Here is a 16,134-nt window from a genome sequence, read left to right as displayed (position 1 = left end):
ACGCCGAAATAGCCGAGATCGACGCTGCGGTCGGCCGGACGCAGGCGCGCATCGTAGAACGGCGTCCAGCGCGCGCCCGCCACCGCATAGGACACGTTCAGATCGAGCTTGCCGGCGCGCGCCAGGTTGACGCGCAGCGTGACCGTCTTGGTGCGGCGGTTGAGTTGGCCCTGCAACTGGCCCAGCTCGCCTTGCGCGGCGGACAGCTGGCGCTCCAGGTCGTCGCGCTGCTCGGCCACGCGGCGCAGGCCGGCGAGCGTGCGGCTGAGCGTGTCGGCGCTGAGGGCCTGGATCGCCTTGAGCTCGTCCAGCGTCGGGCGCGGGCCGTCCTTGGCCGGCTCGGTGGCACCGCGCTGCATCATCGCCACCAGCTCGCGCTGGTTGTCCAGCACCGCCGCCTCGTCGTCCAGCGCGGCCTGCTGGCCCTGGAGCTTGCGGATCTGGTCTTCCAGCTGCTTGACGCGCTCGTTGGCGGTATCGGCCTGGAAGGCATCACGCACCCGCACGTCCAGCAGGGTGGCCTGGCCGCTGCTCTTGGCCGAGACCTGCAGCGAGTTTTCCTGCAGGCTGGCGGGCAGCTTTTCCAGGACCAGCTCGTGTTCGCCGGCCGGCAGTTCGCTGCTGGCGGCGCGGGTGACGACAGCGCGGTCCTGGTAGACCGTCACCGCGCCGATGGAGGAGGCCAGCCCGGCCGCCGCGGCCAGACCGGGGAGCGTGGCGATGGCCACGGCCAGAAGAGTACGTTGCACGTGTGCACCTATAGGCAGGTTGCGCCGGCCGGCCTTCCGGTGAAGAGGGTCGCAGCGGCGATAGCGCGACAATTTACAGGGCGCGGCGGGGCACGGGTTTACAGAAGATGACAAAAGCGACAGGGCGATACCGCCCTGTTTTCAGGCGGGCGCGGACGGCTCGGGATGCGCCAGCCGCCGCAGCATCTCGACCGCGTTGCGCGCGGCGACGGAGCGGTCGTGGCGGCGGTAGGCCATGTCCAGCAGAGCGTGGGGCGCGTCGCCCTTGATCGGCCGGTACTCGATGCCTTGGGCGCCCATGTGGCGCATGGCGGCGGGCACGATCGAGATGCCGACGCCGGCCGCCACCAGGCTGACGATCGAGGCCATCTGCGGCGCTTCCTGGATGACGCGCGGCGTGAACCCGGCGCGCAGGCAGGCGTTCTGGATCGCGTCGTACAGGCCGGCGCCGATGGGGCGGGGGTACAGCACGAAATCCTGGTCGGCCAGCGCGGCGATCGGCACGCTGCGCTTGCGGCTGAGCGGATGGTCGGGCGGCAGGGCGATCAGCATGGGTTCGTCGAGCACGCGCTCGGCCTCGAATTCCGGATCCAGCACGTACGGCGGCCGCACGAAGGCGACGTCGACGGCGTTCTCGCGCAGGCCGCGCAGCAGGCTGACGGTGTTGCTTTCGGTGAGGCTGATGCGCACGTCCGGATAGCGGTCGCGGAAGGCGCGGATAGCGCGCGGCAGGTAAGGGTGGAACACGGCCGAGGCGGTGAAGCCCACCGTGATGGCGCCGTGCTCGCCGCGTCCCAGGCGGCGGGCCGTGTCGATGGCGCGGTCGGCGCTGGCCAGGATGGCGCGGGCGTCTTCCAGGAACTGCGCGCCGGCCTCGGTCAGCTCGACCCCGCGCGGCAGGCGCAGGAACAGCGCGGTGCCGATCTCGCGCTCGAGCTGCTGGATCTGCTGGCTCAGCGGCGGCTGGCCGATGCCCAGCCGGGCGGCGGCGCGGGTGAAGTGCAGTTCTTCCGCGACCACGGTGAAATAGCGCAGGTGCCTGAGTTCCATCGTTTTAAAATATAGGGAGTGCCGGTTTCATATATTGGACATATGCAGGGGAAAAGTCTACCTTGATCGCACGGGTCCGTTGCCCGATGTTTTCGAGAATTCCGATGTCCACCGCCTCAGCCGTTCCCCCATCTTCCTCCGCCGCGCCCCAGGCCGAATACCTGGCGCGCGGCACGCCGGCCTTGCGGCGCGCCCAGTGGGCGCTGTTCGCGGCCGGCTTTTCCACGTTTTCGCTGCTGTATTGCGTGCAGCCGCTGATGCCGCTGTTCACCCAGGCCTTCGGCGTGTCGCCGGCCCAGAGCAGCCTGGTGCTGTCGCTCTGTACCGGCCTGCTGGCCGTGGCGATCTTCCTGGTGGGGCTGTTTTCGCAGGCGCTGCCGCGCAAGCGCATCATGGCGCTGTCGCTGTTCGCCTCGGCCGTGCTGGGCACGGCGGCGGCGGTGGCGCCCGACTGGCACAGCCTGCTGGTGCTGCGCGCGTTGCAGGGCGTGGCGATGGGCGGGGTGCCGGCGGTGGCCATGGCCTACCTGGCCGAAGAGGTCGAACCCGACACGCTCGGTTTCGTCATGGGGCTGTACATCAGCGGCAGCGCCTTCGGCGGCCTGTCCGGGCGCGTCATCACGGGCCTGGTGTCCGATCATTTCGGCTGGCGCGCGGCGCTGGGCACGCTGGGCTTGCTGGGCATTGTCGCGGCGCTGCTGTTCATCTGGCTGCTGCCGGCCTCTCGCCGGTTCACGCCGCAGCGTTCGCGCGGCTGGGCCGGCGTGGCCGGCGACGTGCGCGACGGCATCGGCGCGCACCTGCGCAATGGCCCGCTGTGCGGCCTGTTCGCCATGGGCGGGTTGCTGATGGGCGCCTTCGTCACCGTCTACAACTACGTCGGCTTCCGCCTGCTGGCGCCGCCGTTCTCGCTGAGCCAGACCTTCATCGGCTTCATCTTCGTGGTGTACCTGGTCGGCATCTTCGCCTCGACCTACTTCGGCCGCCTGGCCGATCGCCACGGCCGCGGCGCGATGCTGGCGGCGGGCACCGGCATTGCGCTGGCGGGCCTGCTGCTGACCCTGTCGGACACGCTGGTGGTGCTGGTCGCCGGCATCGTCGTCTTCACCTTCGGCTTCTTCGCCGCGCACGCGGTGGCCAGCGGCTGGGTCGGCCAGATGTCGCGCGGCTACAAGGCGCTGGCGGCCGCGCTGTACCTGCTGGTGTACTACGTAGGTTCCAGCGTGCTGGGCTCGCTGGGCGGCCACTTCTGGACCGATGGCGGCTGGCCCGGCGTGGCGGCCATGGCCGGCAGCCTGCTGACGGCGGCGTTGGCCATCAGCGCGGCGCTCTACTGGCGCACGGCGCGCGTGCCGCCGGCCTCCGCGGTGGAGCGGGGCGCGTCCTGAGCGTCCTGGATGTCCCGTTGACGGGCGGGCATGCGTCGCCGGCCACGTGCCTTCGGGCGCGTGGCCATCGCGCCTTTCGGCGTCGGCGCCATCGGCCTTTCGGCGCCGGCAACTAGGCTGGGGTGCGGACCGGCGGCGCCTCGACCGGGGCCTCGGCGGCCAGGGTGGCCTCCATGCCCTGGCTGAGCGTCGCCAGCAGCAGGTGCGGCGCCAGGTTCAGCTGGGCCAGCACCACGCTGCTTTTGGCCAGCCGCGCCAGCTCCTCGTGTTTCAGGCCTGCCAGCCATTGACAGGCGCGTTCCGATATCTGCATGCCCGCCATCGCCGGCAGGTTGCCGGTGCGGGCCATCCGCTGCAGCAGCAGCAGATACATCAGATTGGTTTCGTGGATATCGCGCAGAAGTTCGGTTGATCGCGGCATCGGGTGCCCCTCACTTCATTGAATCCGCGACCCGGCGGTTGCACGGGCCAGGAACAGGCAAGGCGCGAGGCGTCCTGTATGGGCGTCTAGTCAAGCCCGCGAGGGCTTGCGTGCCGATATGGTTTGTCGATCATATTTAAGCGATCAGGGGCCGTCAGTAATGGATTTCCCTGTACTCGGATTCGGCATATCCTCATATTCTGAAACAGACGCATTCTCATTTATAATGCCCAGCACGTTGGACGGCGCATCACCCGCGTCCGCCTGTAGTCCGCCACCCCGAGAGGCCCACGATGACCCTAGCATTCCAGGAGCCCAATTCGCTGCAGCGCGAACACGCGGCGCTGCTCGCCGCCTATGGCCAGGCGCAGGGCCGCTGCAGCCGCCTGCTCAGCGCCCAGGCGCAGCGCATCCAGCACCTGGAAGGCGAGGTCCTCAAGCTGCGGGCCGCGGTCATCCAGCGCGACACCGCGCTGGCCTGGGCGCGCGAAGACCGCGCCGCGCTCGAGGGCGCGATTCCGGGGCTGCCCAAGCGCGTGGCGCTGGCCCGGCGCGTCACGCAGCTGATGGAACGGGTGCAGAGCCTGATGCGCGAGCGCCTGGCCTGGCAGGACCGCGCCGCCGCCGCGCGCGCGCGTCCGCTCGACAGCGCCGCCGAGCCCGCCGTGGCGCCCGCGGTGATCGCCGCCGCGACCTTGCGCGAGAAGTCCGTGCTGTGCGTGGGCGAGGACGCCATGGCCCTGATGCTGACGCGCAAGGTGGTGGAAATGGCCGGCGGCCGCTACCTGGGCCACTGCGGCGGCGAAGGCGCCGACGGCGACACGTTGGAAGCCAGCCTGGTCGCCGCCGACCTGGTGATCTGCCAGACCGGCTGCGTCAGCCATGGCGCCTACTGGCGCGTCAAGGATCACTGCACCCGCACCGGCAAGCAATGCGTGCTGGTCGACAAGCCCGAGGCGCTCACGGCGCTGGGACTGGCGCGCGAAAGCGCTGATCTGCCGCGCTGAACGCGTCCGCGGCATCAATCCGGCGCCTGCGCGCGCCAGAGCCGGGCGTATTCCCCGTTGGCCGCGAGCAGCGCGGCGTGGCGGCCGCGTTCGACGATACGACCGTCGCGCATCACCCAGATGGCGTCGGCATCGACCACGCTGCGCAGTTGATGCGCGATCGCCAGCACGGTTCGGCCACGCGCCAATTCGTCCAGCGCTCGCTGGATCTCCCAGGCATTTTCAGGATCGACGCTGGCCAGGGCTTCATCCAGCACCAGGATGGGCGCGTTCTTGAGCAGGGCGCGGGCGATTGCCAGGCGCTGGCGTTCGCCGCCGGACAGGCGGATCACGGATTCGTCCAGCACCGTCTCGTAGCCTTGCGGCAGCCGCTCGATGAACCCATGGGCATGGGCGGCGCGGGCGGCGGCCATGACTTCGTCCAGGCTGGCATCGGGCCGGCCCAGCCGCAGGTTGTCGGCGACGCTGGCGCGGAATAGCGCGACCTCCTGCAGCATCAGCGCGACGCGCTGGTTGAGCGTCCGCGCCGCCATGTCGCGCAGGTCGACGCCACCGATGCGGATGGCGCCGCGGTCGGGGTCCCACATGCGCGCCAGCAGGCTGGCCAGCGTGGACTTGCCGCTGCCCGACGCGCCCACCAGGGCCACCCGCTGGCCCTCGGTCACGACGCCATCGATGCCGTCCAGCGCCGGCCGCGCCGCGCCGTGATGGCACAGGCCGACGCCTTCAAGCGTGAGGGTATTGCCGACGGGCATGCGTGGCGCGGCCGGCTGCGGCAGCGGCGGCTCGGCCGCCAGGGCGCGGATATGGGCCAGCGTGTCGCGCGCGTGGCGCAATTCGGCCAGGTTCAGGCCCAGGTCGCCCAGCGCGCGAAAGTAGCGCAGCGACACCACCAGGAATACCAGGAAATCGACCGGCGCCAGACGGACGCCGAGCCCCAGCGCCGCCGCCAGCGCCACGGCGGCAAAGCCCGCCTGCAGCATGCAGCCGAACAGCAGCAACGCCGGCGCGGGCGCCAGCTCGGCACGCATCTGTTCGCGCCGCAACCGGTCCAGCAAGTCCAGGGCGCGCGCCAACCGCGCCCCGCGCCGGTCGAACTGGCGCAGGTCGCGCTGGCATTCGGCCTGTTCGAGCAGCGCCGCCACGGTCTGCTCGCGCAGGGCCGCCAGCCGCGTATCGGCCCTCGACAGCAGCCGATGGGACCAGGGGATGACAAGATAGGCGGCGGGACCCAGCACGGCGCACAGCAGCGCCAGCGCGGGCTGCAGGGCGCACAACAGCAGCCACAGGAACAGCGGCACGGCGGCATTGGCGACCGACAGCCCCCAGACCCGCGCCACGATCTCCTGGTAGTGGGTATAGCGGCCGGTCAGCAGTTCGACGATGGCGGCCCGGCGGCGTTGTTGCAGCCGGCCCAGCGGCAGCCGGCCGAGTCCATCGGCCATCCGTAGCCGCGCGTCGGCCGCCAGTGTGTATACCGCGCCGAAATTGAGGACGTTGGCGCGCGCCTTCAGCCACACCAGGGCGCCATTGCAGGCCGCCAGCGCCAGCAACACCTGCAGCGCGAGGCTCGCGCTGGCGCTGCCCGCCATGACGCGGCCGAGCGCGTGGTACAGCACCAGATACGGCAGCGTCTCGACCAGGGCCGCCAGGATGCCGCAGGCCAGCCCGCGCGCCAGGCGCGGGTCCTTGCGGCCGGCCAGGTCGAAACCGAAGTCGGGCATCATGGCGCGCTCGCGCCGGACGGCGCCGGTTCGGCGCGCGCCAGTGTCCACGCCGGGGCGCGGGCCTGGGCCCGCCACAAGCGCCGGTACACGGCACAGTCCGCCAGCAGCTCGGCGTGCGTGCCGATGCCCTGGATCCGGCCTGCGTCCAGCACGATGATGCGGTCGGCCGCGGGCGCCTGCGCCAACCGGTGCGACACGGCAATCACGGTCCGATCCGCGGCCAGGCGCCGCAGCGCTCGCTGGATGCCGCGCTCGGTGGCCGGGTCGGCGGCGGAGGTGGCCTCGTCCAGCAACAGCACCGGCGTGTCGGCCAGCAGGGCGCGAGCCAGCGCCAGGCGTTGCCGCTCGCCACCGGACAGGCTGGCGCCGCGTTCCGCCACGGGCGTGTCCAGGCCTTGCGGCAGGCGCGCCAGCAGGGTCTCCAGACCGGCCGCGCGGACGGCCCGCGCGATGGCGTCGGCGGATGCGTCCGGACAGGCGATCAGCAGGTTTTCGCGCAGGGTGCCGGCAAAGACCAGTATGTCCTGGAACACGCACGACACCCATTCGGCGCGGCTGGCGGCGGGCACCTCGAACCAGGATACGCCGCCCACCTCGAGTCGTCCGGCGCGCTGTTCGCAGGCGCCATACAACAGGCCCAGCAGGCTGCTCTTGCCCGCGCCGCTGGGGCCGACGATCAGCGTATAGCCGGGGCTGGGGGCCGCCAGCGTCAGGTCGTGCAGGGTGTCGGGACCGTCGGCCGGACCGGCATGCACGTGTTCGAGGCGCAGGTCGAAACGGGGCGGCCGCGCCCGCGGCGCAGGAGCGGGCGGCACGGCCTGGTCGAGCAAGGCGACGACGCGGCGCGTGCCCAGCATCTGCCTGCGCAGCGCGCCGAAGGCGCCCAGCAGTCGCAGCAGCGGCGCGGTCAGGCCCGCGCCCAGGGTCACGAACAGCAGCAGGCCGGCGGGCGACAGGCTACCCTGCGCGGCCAGCAGGATGCCGGCGGGCAGTACCACCGCCAGGTTGGTCGACAGGGCGACGAAGAACAATGCATAGGGAATGGCGGTGCGGCGTGTCACGTCGTGGGCCAGCGTCGCCAGCGCATGCACCGCCTGGCGCAGCGCCGTCATGGAGGTCGCGGCGCGGTCGTGGGCCTTGAGCGTGGCGATGCCGTTGATGTGTTCCAGCAGCGCGTCGTTCGCGGCGGCGTCGGCGGCATGCCATTGCCGCAGGATGGGGTCCAGCCCGCGGAAGCTGCGGCGATAGGCCCACAAGGCCAGCGGCAGCAGCGCCAGCGAGGCCAGCGCCATGCGCCAGTCCAGCGCGAACAGCCCGGCCGCCGCCAGCAGCGGCACCGCCAGGCCGGCGACCGCGTCGGGCAGCGTATGGCCGATCACGCTCTCCAGGCCATTGATGTCGTCCACCAGGGTCTTCTTCAGGGCGCCAGCCCGCCCGTGCGAGGCGGACAATGGCAGCCGGCCGAGCTGGCGCAGCAGGTCGGCGCGCAGCCGCGCCTGGATGCGGAAGGCGGCGGCGTGCGAGGCCACATTGGCGGCGCCGAATACGGCCAGGCGCGCGACGGCGGCCAGCAACAGCGCGCCGGCCAGCGCCGCCAGCGAACCGGTCGCCGCGGCCGCCGGGGCGGTCAGCGCCATGGCCATGCGGTAGATCAGCCAGTAGGGCAGCAGTTCCAGCGCGCTGGCGGCGATCGCCAGCGCCACCGCCAGCGACAGCAGCGGCGTTTCGCCGCGCGCCAGCCTGGACAGCAGGCGCAGGTCAGCGCGCATGGCGCGCCCCGTTGCCGCCCGCGGGCGCCAGGCGCCAGGCCAGCAGCGCCGTGGCGGCATAGCCGGCCGCTGCGGCGGCCAGGGTGGCGCCATAGCCCCAGGCGGCCGCCACGAAGCCGCTGGCGCCGAAGCCCGCCATGGCGGCCACCGACATCATGGCCGTGAGGAAGGTGACGTCGGCGGCGGCGCGTCCGGGCCGCGCCAGGCTGTAGAAATAGGTGTTGAACGCGACGTTCTGCACCGCCAGCGCGCTGAAGATGACGAACACGCTCAACAGCGTCCAGGGCCGCGCCGCCAACAGCCCCTGCGCGCCGGCCAGCAGGGCGAACGGCGGGGTCAGCAACAGCGCGCTGGCCAGCACGGCGCGCGGCGCGGGCAGGCGCCGCAGCCCCAGTCCGGCCAACGGTCCGGCGCTGGTGAAGGCCAGCACCGTGGCCGCCGCGATGACCAGGCCCACCTGGGGCAGGGGCAGGCCCAGATCGACCAGCCAGGGGGCCGCCATGGGGAACGCCAGCGCCACGCCCACGGTGGCGGGCGCGACGATGGCGACGGCGCGCCACATGCCCGGTTGCCACCACGCGCCGCGCGCGACCGGCGCCGCGGGCGTGGCCGCGCCCGCGGCGGGTTCGGGCAGCAGCGGCGCCAGGCCGGCCAGCAATGCCATCAGCGCGGCGCCGGACAGCAGCGCGTCGCGCCAGCCGAACGTTTCGATCAGGGACAGCCCGGCCGCGCCGCCGAGCGCGTTGCCCACCGACATGCCCCAGCCCATCACGGCCGCGCCACAGGCGCGCTGCGTCGGCCGCAGCGAATCCGCGGCATAGCCCAGGGTGGCGATGCGCTGCGTGGCCGCGAGCGTGGCCAGCGCCAGGCTCGCGGCCAGCAGCGCCGCGACCTGCCGGCCGGGGTCGAGCAAGGCGGCCAATGCCGTGACCGCCGCGGCCAGGCCCTGCATCAGCAGAATCCACGAGCGCCGCCGGCCCAACCGCGTCAGCGGGTAGCGGTCCACCAGCGGCGCCCACAGGAAATTGACCGTGAAGGCAAAGAACACCAGGCCGAACAGCCCGATGACCGGCAGCGGCGCGCCCTGCTGGCGCAGCACGGCCGGCACCGCCGCGTACAGGAAGGCAATGGCCAGGTACTGCTGGCAGGACAGCAGGGCGAGGACGGCGTAGCGCATGGCGGGCGGCGCGCTCAGTAGCGCATCGTCACGCCGGCGCCGATCACCCGGCCCTGGCCGATGGTGGTGGCCTCGGCGCCGGGACCGTAGTACAGGCCGATGTACTGGGGGCGCGCGTTCGACAGGTTCTGCCCGAACAGGTACAGGTCGTAGTGCGCGAACTCCAGCCCCAGCTTGGCGTTGACGATGGCGTAGCGGTCCAGATCGAAATGCGCGCCGACGTCCGCCTTGCGCGCGCCGACGAACTGATACTGGGCGGCCGCGAACAGGTTCGGCGCATCGGCGCTGTCCAGTCCCGGCACGCGGCCGCGGTACTGCAGCGTGACCGCCGCGTTCCAGCTTGGCACGCTCGGCACGCGGTTGCCGTCCCTGGCGCCCGACGAGGCGGCGACATCGGCCGAGACATTGCGCAGCACCGCATGGGTGTAGCCGAGGCTGCCCGCCAGCTCGAAGCCGCGGCCGATGGCGTAGCGCGTTTCCAGTTCGGCGCCGTAGCTGCGGGTATCGATGGACTTGGGCACGAAGGTGAACGACGCCGAATCCATCGCCATCAGGTTCTCGTTCTTGACCGTGTTGTAGAACAGCGCGGCGTTCAGGCCGAGGCGATTGTCCAGCCACTGGTTCTTGCTGCCGACCTCGAAGGTCCAGGAGCTGGCGTCGGCGTAGGGCTGGTCCGGCTTGCCGGACACCGCGTTGTTGGTGAAGTTGGGAAAGCCGCCGCTCTTGGCGCCGCGCGCGGCGCTGGCGTAGATCACGTTGGCCGGCGTCAGGTCGTAGCTGAGCGATACGCGGCCGGTGACCAGGTTGTAGCCCAGGTCATCGGACTGGCCGAAGGCGGCGACGTTGCCGGCAAAGCCATTGTTGCGGTATTGCGCGTCGTAGCGCTTGTTGTCGCGGGTGTAGCGCAGGCCGCCGGTGAGTTTGAGGCGCGGATCGCCGAACAGCGGCGTGGTGGCTTCGCCGAACAGCGCGTAGCTGCGGGTGCGCTGGCGGTTGTCGCGCCAGCCGTTGGTGGCGGGAAAGAACGGCGACTGGTAGTAGCTGCGCAGCCGGTAGTCGTCCTGGTAGTAGTTCAGGCCGGCGACCCACGACACCGGCGCCTGCGGCAGGCTGGCCAGGCGCAATTCCTGGTGGAAGGTGTTCTGGTTTTCGTCGTAGGTGCTGAAGTCGGTGGCCGGCACGAAGGCGCTGGCGGGCAGGCCGAACACCTTGGAAAAGGTCAGGGCCTCGGAGTTGTTGCTGAGCGAGTCGTAGCCGTAGTGGTTGAGCGCGGTGACGGACGTGGCCACCACCTGGGCGAAGCGGCGCTCGGCGGTGAGCGCGATGCCGGCGGTCTTGCGTTCCGTGTGGCCCTCGGGATCCAGCGCCACCACGGGATAGCCGCTGGTGTGGCGCAGCACGAAATTGGATGGGGTGTTGCGGTCGCGCTGGGCATAGGCCGCCAGCGTCAGGGTGGTATCGGCATTGGGGCGCGCCACCAGCGTGCCGCGCACCGATGGGGTGGACACGTCGCCCACCTCGCGCCCGGCCAGGTTGCGCACCTCGCCGTCCTGGCCGCTGTAGCCGATCGCCAGCCGGCCGGACAGCTTGTCGGCCACGATCGGACCCGAGATCGAGGCCCAGCCCCGGCGGTACTGGCGGCTGCCGGCTTCCATGCCGGCCTCCATTTCCAGGGTGTCGGCGGGCTTGCGCGTGATGATGTCGATGGCGCCGGCCTGCGCGTTGCGGCCGAACAGCGTGCCTTGCGGGCCGCGCAGCACCTCGACGCGCTCCACGTCCAGCAATTGCTGGTCGGCGGCGAACAGGGGCTGCGGCACGCCGTCGACATAGGCCACCACCGAGGTGTCGTCGCTGCCCAGGGGTTGCGCCATCGTGCCGATGCCGCGGATCGAGAGATGGGTCGAGCGGCCATCGCCGAGCGCGGAGTAGCCGACGTTGGGCGTCATGCGCAGCACGCTTTCGACGTTGGCGGTGCGCAGGTCCTGCAATTCGCCGCCGTCGAAGACGCTGACGCTGACCGGCACATTGATGAGGTTTTCCAGGCGCTTGCGCGCGGTGACGTAGATGGGCGGCAGTTCGGCGGTGGCCGGCGTGACCGCGACCGGCGCGGAATCGGCGGCTGCGGCCGGGGCGGCGGCGGCCGCGCCCAGCAGCAGGGCCAGCGCGCTGGCAATCGGAGTCAGGGGGGCGATGCGGGGCAAGGGCAGGGGCAGGAAGGGCATTTCACTCTCAGGGTGACGACGTGGGCTGCCGCACGGGCGGCACCTGCGGCAATTCTGTGCCACCAATGAGAATTGATGTCATTCAAGTGCTATGCGCGCGGCCGCCGCTGCTATGCCCGCGGCCAATCGCGGGGGAGGCGCTAGCCGCGCGACGGCGCCGCGCCGAAGCGGCGGCGGTAGGCGGTGGTGAAATTGGTGGGATGCCGGTAGCCGGCATAGAACGCCGCCTGCTTGACGCTCCAGCCTTCGTGCAGCAGCCCGCGGCGGGCGCGTTCCAGGCGCACCTGCCGCAGATATTCAAAGACCGGCGCGCCGACCGCCAGCGGGAATTTCTGCTTGAGGGTGGTGATGCTGACGCCGGCGTCGCGCGCCAGGTCGGCCAGGCGGTGGGGGTGGCCGGGCTCGGCCAGCAGGCGATCGCGCACCCGCAGCATGCGCTGGCGATCCAGGGGATGCAGGCGCGCGTCTTCGGCGGCGGGCGCGTCGTCCAGGCTCTGCAGGCCGCGAGCCAGCATTTCCAGCGCGCAGCTTTCCAGGAACAGGCGCGAGACCGCGCCGCCAGGCCGGGCCGCCAGCATGTCGGCCGCCAGCGCCCGCAGGCGTTCCGGCGCCGGCAGCGGCCGCACCTGGGTGCGGTGCAGGCAGGCCTGCACCTGCTCGGCCAGCGCCGCGTCGCCCAGCGAGTCGGGCGTGACCTGCACCACCAGGCATCGGCTGCGCTGGCCGGCGCGCTGGATTTCGGTCATGCGGGCCGCGTCGCGCACCGCCAGCACCGCGGCATGGGCGGCGCCGCGCTGCGGCCGCGCGGCCGGGCCGTGACGCCAGTCGAGCGCGGGGCCGTCCAGCATCGCGTAGACCGTGAGCGAGCGGTTCAGATCGGCGCTGCGCACGTGGTTGCGGGTCGCGAGCAGGTCACTGGCGCACAGGCGCAGGCCGCTGGCGGTGGTCGCCATCTGGATGCGGCCCTGGGCCACGACGCGCTGTTCCGCGGGCGTGTCCGGGCGATGCGCGGCCTCGACGCGGCCGTCATAGCCCCAGTCTGACGCGATGTCTCCGAAGCGGCGTTCGGTGCAAGGGGTGGCGGGGCGAGAGGCGTGATGCATGGGATAACCGCTGGCGCCAGCGGTCCTTTTATGAATAGGAATCAATCGCAATATAGTGTCATCCGGAATTGGCGGCAAGGCGTAATGTCGCGTTACCGAGGGTTTCGGCTGGCGCCGGTTGCCCGCAATACAGTGGTACTCCTTCCGGAGATTCCATGCTGACCCAGCGAGACCGCGTATCCCATCCCTGGACCGACACGCTGGCGCGACTCGAAGACGAGCGCGTCATGCTGCAGCGGATTGCCGCGGGCATGCCGTTGGCCGAGGTGCTGGGGCACATGCTGCACGCCATCGAGGCGCAATCGAGTGTCGAGCTGCGCGCGTCGATCGCGCTGGTCGATGAGTCCGGCCGCTTCCTGCGGCACGGCGCGGCGCCCAGCCTGCCGGCTGGGTTCAATGCCGCCGTCGACCATGCGCCGATCGGGCCCCAAATGGCGTCCTGGGGCACGGCCGCGTACTCCGGTTGCCCGGTGTACGTCGAGGACATTGCCAGCCATCCGGCCTGGGAGCCCTGGCGCGCGCAGGCGTTGGCGCAGGGCTTGAGGGCCTGCTGGTCCACGCCCATCAAGGCGCCCGACGGGCGTCTGCTGGGGGTGTTCTCGAACTACTACCTGTCGCCTCGGGGGCCATCGGCCGACGATATCGACGCGATCGCGGTGGTGACGCGCAGCGCCGCCCTGGCCATCGAGCGGCACTTGACCGAGACCGCGTTGCGCCGCAGCGGCGAACGTTGGCGCGCCATGTTCGAGGGCATGCAGGAGGCGTTCTTCCTGAGCGAAGCGCTGCGCGACGCCGATGGCCGCATCGTCGACTTTCGCTTCATCGAGGTCAACCCGGCGTTCGAGCGGCAGAGCGGCATGAAAGAAGGCGATACGCTGGGCCACACGCTGCGCGAGATGGTGCCCGGCGTGCCCGACCAGATCCTGGACACCTTCGCCCGCGTGGTCGAGACGGGCGAGCCGGCGCAGTTCGAATTCGCGGTGCCGGCGCCCCGGCAGGCGTGGTACGAGGCGCGCGCGCGGCGGGAAGGCGACAACCAGATGATGGCGCTGTTCCTGGACGTCACCGCGCGCAAGATCGCCGAAGCGGAGTTGTGGGAAGGCCAGCATCGCAAGACGTTCGTGCTGGGGCTGGGCGACCGCATGCGCGAGTTGCAGCAACAGGCGGCGATCGAGCAATTGGCGTGCGAAAGCCTGGGCCAGCACCTGGCGTTGGCACTGGTGGCGGTGGTGGACTGGCGCGCCGAGGATGCCGGCGCGGTCGTGTCGACCTGTTGGCGGCCGCAGCCGGACAACGGCGCCGCGGCCGGGGCCGACCTGGAGCCGGAATTGCTCGCCCAGGCGTTTGAGGCATTGTCCTGCGGCCGCACCGCCTTCCTGGAACCATTGTTGGCGCAGGCCAACGGCACCATCCTGCCGTCCGCGATTGTTGTGCCGATGGCGCGGTGGGGCCGCCAGGGCGGTGCGCTGGTGGTGCGGCCGGCGCCCGGATCCCGGCTCAAGCGCGGCGATGTGGCCTGCATCGAGGAACTGGCCGAGCGCTTGTGCGGCGCGGTCGAGCGCTCGCAATATGCGCGCATGCTGGAACAACGGGTCGAGCACGCGATCGCCGAACGCGATCGCATCTGGCGCCTGTCGCCCGAGTTGCTGGCGGTGATCGACGCGCAGGGGCGCTATGCGAGCGTCAACCCCGCGGTACGGAAGATCCTGGGCTGGACCCAGGAGCAGTTCCTGGCCCTGGGACTACGCCAGCAGATCCATCCGGATGACTACGAAGCCACCCGCCAAGCGCTGGCGCAGGCGCGGCAGGCCGAGGCGACGCAGGGCGTGCGGCACCTGGAAAACCGCGTCCTCAAGCGCGATGGCAGCTACGCCTGGATCACCTGGAGCATGTCGTGGGCGCAGGACAGCCTGTATATGGCTGGCCGCGACGATACCGGCTTGAAGACCCAGGCCGAGATGCTGCTGGAAACGGAGAACGCGTTGCGCCAGGCGCAGAAGATGGAAGCGGTGGGCCGGCTCACGGGCGGCATCGCGCATGACTTCAACAACATGCTGCAGGGGATCACCGGGGCGCTTTACCTGATCCAGCGCAAGCTGGCCGCGGGGGTGCCGGAACAGGCCGTGCGCTTTGTCAGCGTAGCCATGGACTCGGCCAACCGCGCGGCCCATCTGACGCAGCGCCTGCTGACGTTTTCGCGGCGCCAGCCGATCGACCCGCAGCCCTTTGCGGTGGCGTCCACCTTGCAGTCGATGGCCGACCTGTTCCACCGTTATACCGGCGAAGGCGTGTCGCTGGTCTTCGATCTGCAGGCGGAACTGTGGCCGGTGCGCTGCGACCGAAACCAGTTCGAGAACGCGTTGCTGAACCTGGTGATCAATGCCTGCGACGCCATGCCGGACGGCGGCGTCTTGACGGTGTCCGCGCTCAACACGCGCCTGGACGCGGCGTTCCTGCGCCCGTATGGCGGGGTGCAGGCGGGCGCGTTCGTCGAAGTGCGGGTGCAGGACGTGGGTTGCGGCATGACGCCCGACGTGCTGGCCCATGCCTTCGATCCGTTCTTCACCACCAAACCGCTGGGCGAGGGCACCGGGCTCGGGTTGTCGATGATCTACGGCTTTGCCAAGCAGGCGGGCGGCGTGGTGACCCTGGACAGCGAGGTGGGAGCGGGCACATCGGTGAGCATTTTCCTGCCGCGGTACGACGGCGCGGCCGTGCCGGCGGCGGCGGCGCTGCCGACGACCGGGCCGCTGGCCGGCTCGGCGCGTCCCGCGCTGGTGCTGTTGGTGGAGGACGACGCCAACGTGCGGGAAATGGTGCATGAAAGCCTGGCCGAGCTGGGCCTGAGGGTGCTGACGGCGCAAGACGGGGACAGCGGCCTCGAACAATTGCGGGCCCATGCCGATATCGACCTGCTGGTGACCGACGTCGGCCTGCCCGGCCTGAATGGCCGCCAGTTGGCCGACGCGGCGCGTGCCGCGCATCCCGGCCTGAAGGTGTTGCTGATGACCGGCTACGCCGAGAGCGCGGCGCGCGGGTCGGGCTTTCTCGACAGTGGGATGGAGCTGATCGTCAAGCCCTTCGCCCTGGACGCGCTGGCCACGCGGGTGCGGCGGATGCTGGAAACGGGCGCCGCCGCGCCCGCTGCCCTGTCCGAAGCGGGGGGCGGGAGGTCGCCGCGCCGGTGACGGCGGGCGCGCACGAACGGGTTGCAAAGACCGGTAAATATTGCCGGCGCGGGGAGGGGGGGCCGCCGGGCAAGCGGTGCGGGCATGGGGGTTGCTGTAGAGCAGGAACAACTGGAACAAAGGAGTGAACCCCATGAAAATCCGTGCGTTGACCTATGCCATCGTAGTGGCTGCCAGCCTGGGCGCCTCCGGCGCCGTCCTGGCCCAGTCGGCCAGTCCCACTACGCCTTCCTCCACGCCGAACGAAGGCACCGCGGTGCCGCCCAACCGGCCGGTGCCTCCGGGCCAGATGGCGCCCGCGCCGAACGCGGCGCCCAATACCCAGAGCATGCC

The 16,134-nt window shown here is 71.1% G+C and carries 11 protein-coding genes and 1 pseudogene; 4 read left to right on the top strand and 8 right to left on the bottom strand.

Annotated features, from left to right (window positions below; translation table 11 throughout):
• A partial coding sequence (locus AOZ53_RS25670) for a mucoidy inhibitor MuiA family protein (RefSeq protein ID WP_231690687.1) occupies positions 1-749 on the bottom strand: 749 nt, incomplete at its 3' end.
• A gap of 141 nt (positions 750-890) precedes the next feature.
• Positions 891-1,799, bottom strand: a complete 909-nt coding sequence (locus AOZ53_RS25665; RefSeq protein WP_054434913.1) for a LysR family transcriptional regulator — start codon at positions 1,797-1,799, stop codon at positions 891-893.
• A gap of 104 nt (positions 1,800-1,903) precedes the next feature.
• Between AOZ53_RS25665 and AOZ53_RS25660 the strand changes: the two genes are divergently transcribed.
• Entirely contained in the window at positions 1,904-3,187 is a 1,284-nt protein-coding gene (locus AOZ53_RS25660) for an MFS transporter (protein WP_054434915.1), read from the top strand.
• A gap of 112 nt (positions 3,188-3,299) precedes the next feature.
• Here the strand turns inward: AOZ53_RS25660 and AOZ53_RS25655 are convergent, their stop codons facing one another.
• Positions 3,300-3,608, bottom strand: a complete 309-nt coding sequence (locus AOZ53_RS25655; RefSeq protein WP_054478435.1) for a flagellar transcriptional regulator FlhD — start codon at positions 3,606-3,608, stop codon at positions 3,300-3,302.
• A 293-nt stretch (positions 3,609-3,901) separates the two neighbouring features.
• Between AOZ53_RS25655 and AOZ53_RS25650 the strand changes: the two genes are divergently transcribed.
• A complete protein-coding gene (locus AOZ53_RS25650) occupies positions 3,902-4,615 on the top strand; it encodes a DUF2325 domain-containing protein (protein ID WP_054434919.1) in 714 nt (237 codons plus the stop codon).
• Positions 4,616-4,629: 14 nt separating this feature from the next.
• Here the strand turns inward: AOZ53_RS25650 and AOZ53_RS25645 are convergent, their stop codons facing one another.
• From AOZ53_RS25645 to AOZ53_RS25625, 5 genes are all read right to left on the bottom strand, one after another.
• Entirely contained in the window at positions 4,630-6,342 is a 1,713-nt protein-coding gene (locus AOZ53_RS25645; protein ID WP_156333514.1) for an ABC transporter ATP-binding protein, read from the bottom strand.
• Complete coding sequence (locus AOZ53_RS25640) at positions 6,339-8,111, bottom strand: ABC transporter ATP-binding protein (protein ID WP_054460666.1); 1,773 nt, start codon at positions 8,109-8,111, stop codon at positions 6,339-6,341. Before AOZ53_RS25640 ends, AOZ53_RS25645 begins: the two co-directional genes overlap by 4 nt.
• Positions 8,101-9,288 (bottom strand): MFS transporter, encoded by a 1,188-nt coding sequence (locus tag AOZ53_RS25635; RefSeq protein WP_054489907.1) that lies wholly within the window; start codon positions 9,286-9,288, stop codon positions 8,101-8,103. The genes AOZ53_RS25640 and AOZ53_RS25635 overlap by 11 nt, the downstream gene beginning before the upstream one ends.
• 14 nt (positions 9,289-9,302) lie before the next feature.
• Positions 9,303-11,510, bottom strand: a complete 2,208-nt coding sequence (locus AOZ53_RS25630) for a TonB-dependent receptor (protein ID WP_054489905.1) — start codon at positions 11,508-11,510, stop codon at positions 9,303-9,305.
• A gap of 140 nt (positions 11,511-11,650) precedes the next feature.
• Positions 11,651-12,613: a helix-turn-helix transcriptional regulator gene (locus tag AOZ53_RS25625; protein ID WP_054434928.1), complete on the bottom strand. Its 963-nt coding sequence runs from the start codon at positions 12,611-12,613 to the stop codon at positions 11,651-11,653.
• Positions 12,614-12,768: 155 nt separating this feature from the next.
• Here AOZ53_RS25625 and AOZ53_RS25620 point away from each other — a divergent pair, with 155 nt between their 5' ends.
• Together AOZ53_RS25620 and AOZ53_RS34845 are read left to right on the top strand one after the other, a co-directional pair.
• Positions 12,769-15,801: a PAS domain S-box protein gene (locus AOZ53_RS25620; protein ID WP_054489903.1), complete on the top strand. Its 3,033-nt coding sequence runs from the start codon at positions 12,769-12,771 to the stop codon at positions 15,799-15,801.
• A 133-nt stretch (positions 15,802-15,934) separates the two neighbouring features.
• Positions 15,935-16,134 (top strand): annotated as a pseudogene (locus tag AOZ53_RS34845) (hypothetical protein); the annotation flags it as partial.

It is taken from the genome of Achromobacter sp. 2789STDY5608621 (genome assembly GCF_001299375.1).
GTDB classification, from domain to species: Bacteria; Pseudomonadota; Gammaproteobacteria; order Burkholderiales; family Burkholderiaceae_B; genus Achromobacter; species Achromobacter insuavis.
Note: the sequence above shows the minus strand (reverse complement) of the source record. Positions and strands in the feature narration are given on the sequence as shown.

Bases quoted from the DNA above. Each gene is read 5' to 3' on its own strand.
- AOZ53_RS25645 (WP_156333514.1), bottom strand. From the start codon at position 6,342: ATGATGCCCGACTTCGGTTTCGACCTGGCCGGCCGCAAGGACCCGCGC.
- AOZ53_RS25650 (WP_054434919.1), top strand. From the start codon at position 3,902: ATGACCCTAGCATTCCAGGAGCCCAATTCGCTGCAGCGCGAACACGCG.
- AOZ53_RS25630 (WP_054489905.1), bottom strand. From the start codon at position 11,510: ATGCCCTTCCTGCCCCTGCCCTTGCCCCGCATCGCCCCCCTGACTCCG.
- AOZ53_RS25640 (WP_054460666.1), bottom strand. From the start codon at position 8,111: ATGCGCGCTGACCTGCGCCTGCTGTCCAGGCTGGCGCGCGGCGAAACG.
- AOZ53_RS25655 (WP_054478435.1), bottom strand. From the start codon at position 3,608: ATGCCGCGATCAACCGAACTTCTGCGCGATATCCACGAAACCAATCTG.
- AOZ53_RS25665 (WP_054434913.1), bottom strand. From the start codon at position 1,799: ATGGAACTCAGGCACCTGCGCTATTTCACCGTGGTCGCGGAAGAACTG.
- AOZ53_RS25625 (WP_054434928.1), bottom strand. From the start codon at position 12,613: ATGCATCACGCCTCTCGCCCCGCCACCCCTTGCACCGAACGCCGCTTC.
- AOZ53_RS25635 (WP_054489907.1), bottom strand. From the start codon at position 9,288: ATGCGCTACGCCGTCCTCGCCCTGCTGTCCTGCCAGCAGTACCTGGCC.
- AOZ53_RS25620 (WP_054489903.1), top strand. From the start codon at position 12,769: ATGCTGACCCAGCGAGACCGCGTATCCCATCCCTGGACCGACACGCTG.
- AOZ53_RS25660 (WP_054434915.1), top strand. From the start codon at position 1,904: ATGTCCACCGCCTCAGCCGTTCCCCCATCTTCCTCCGCCGCGCCCCAG.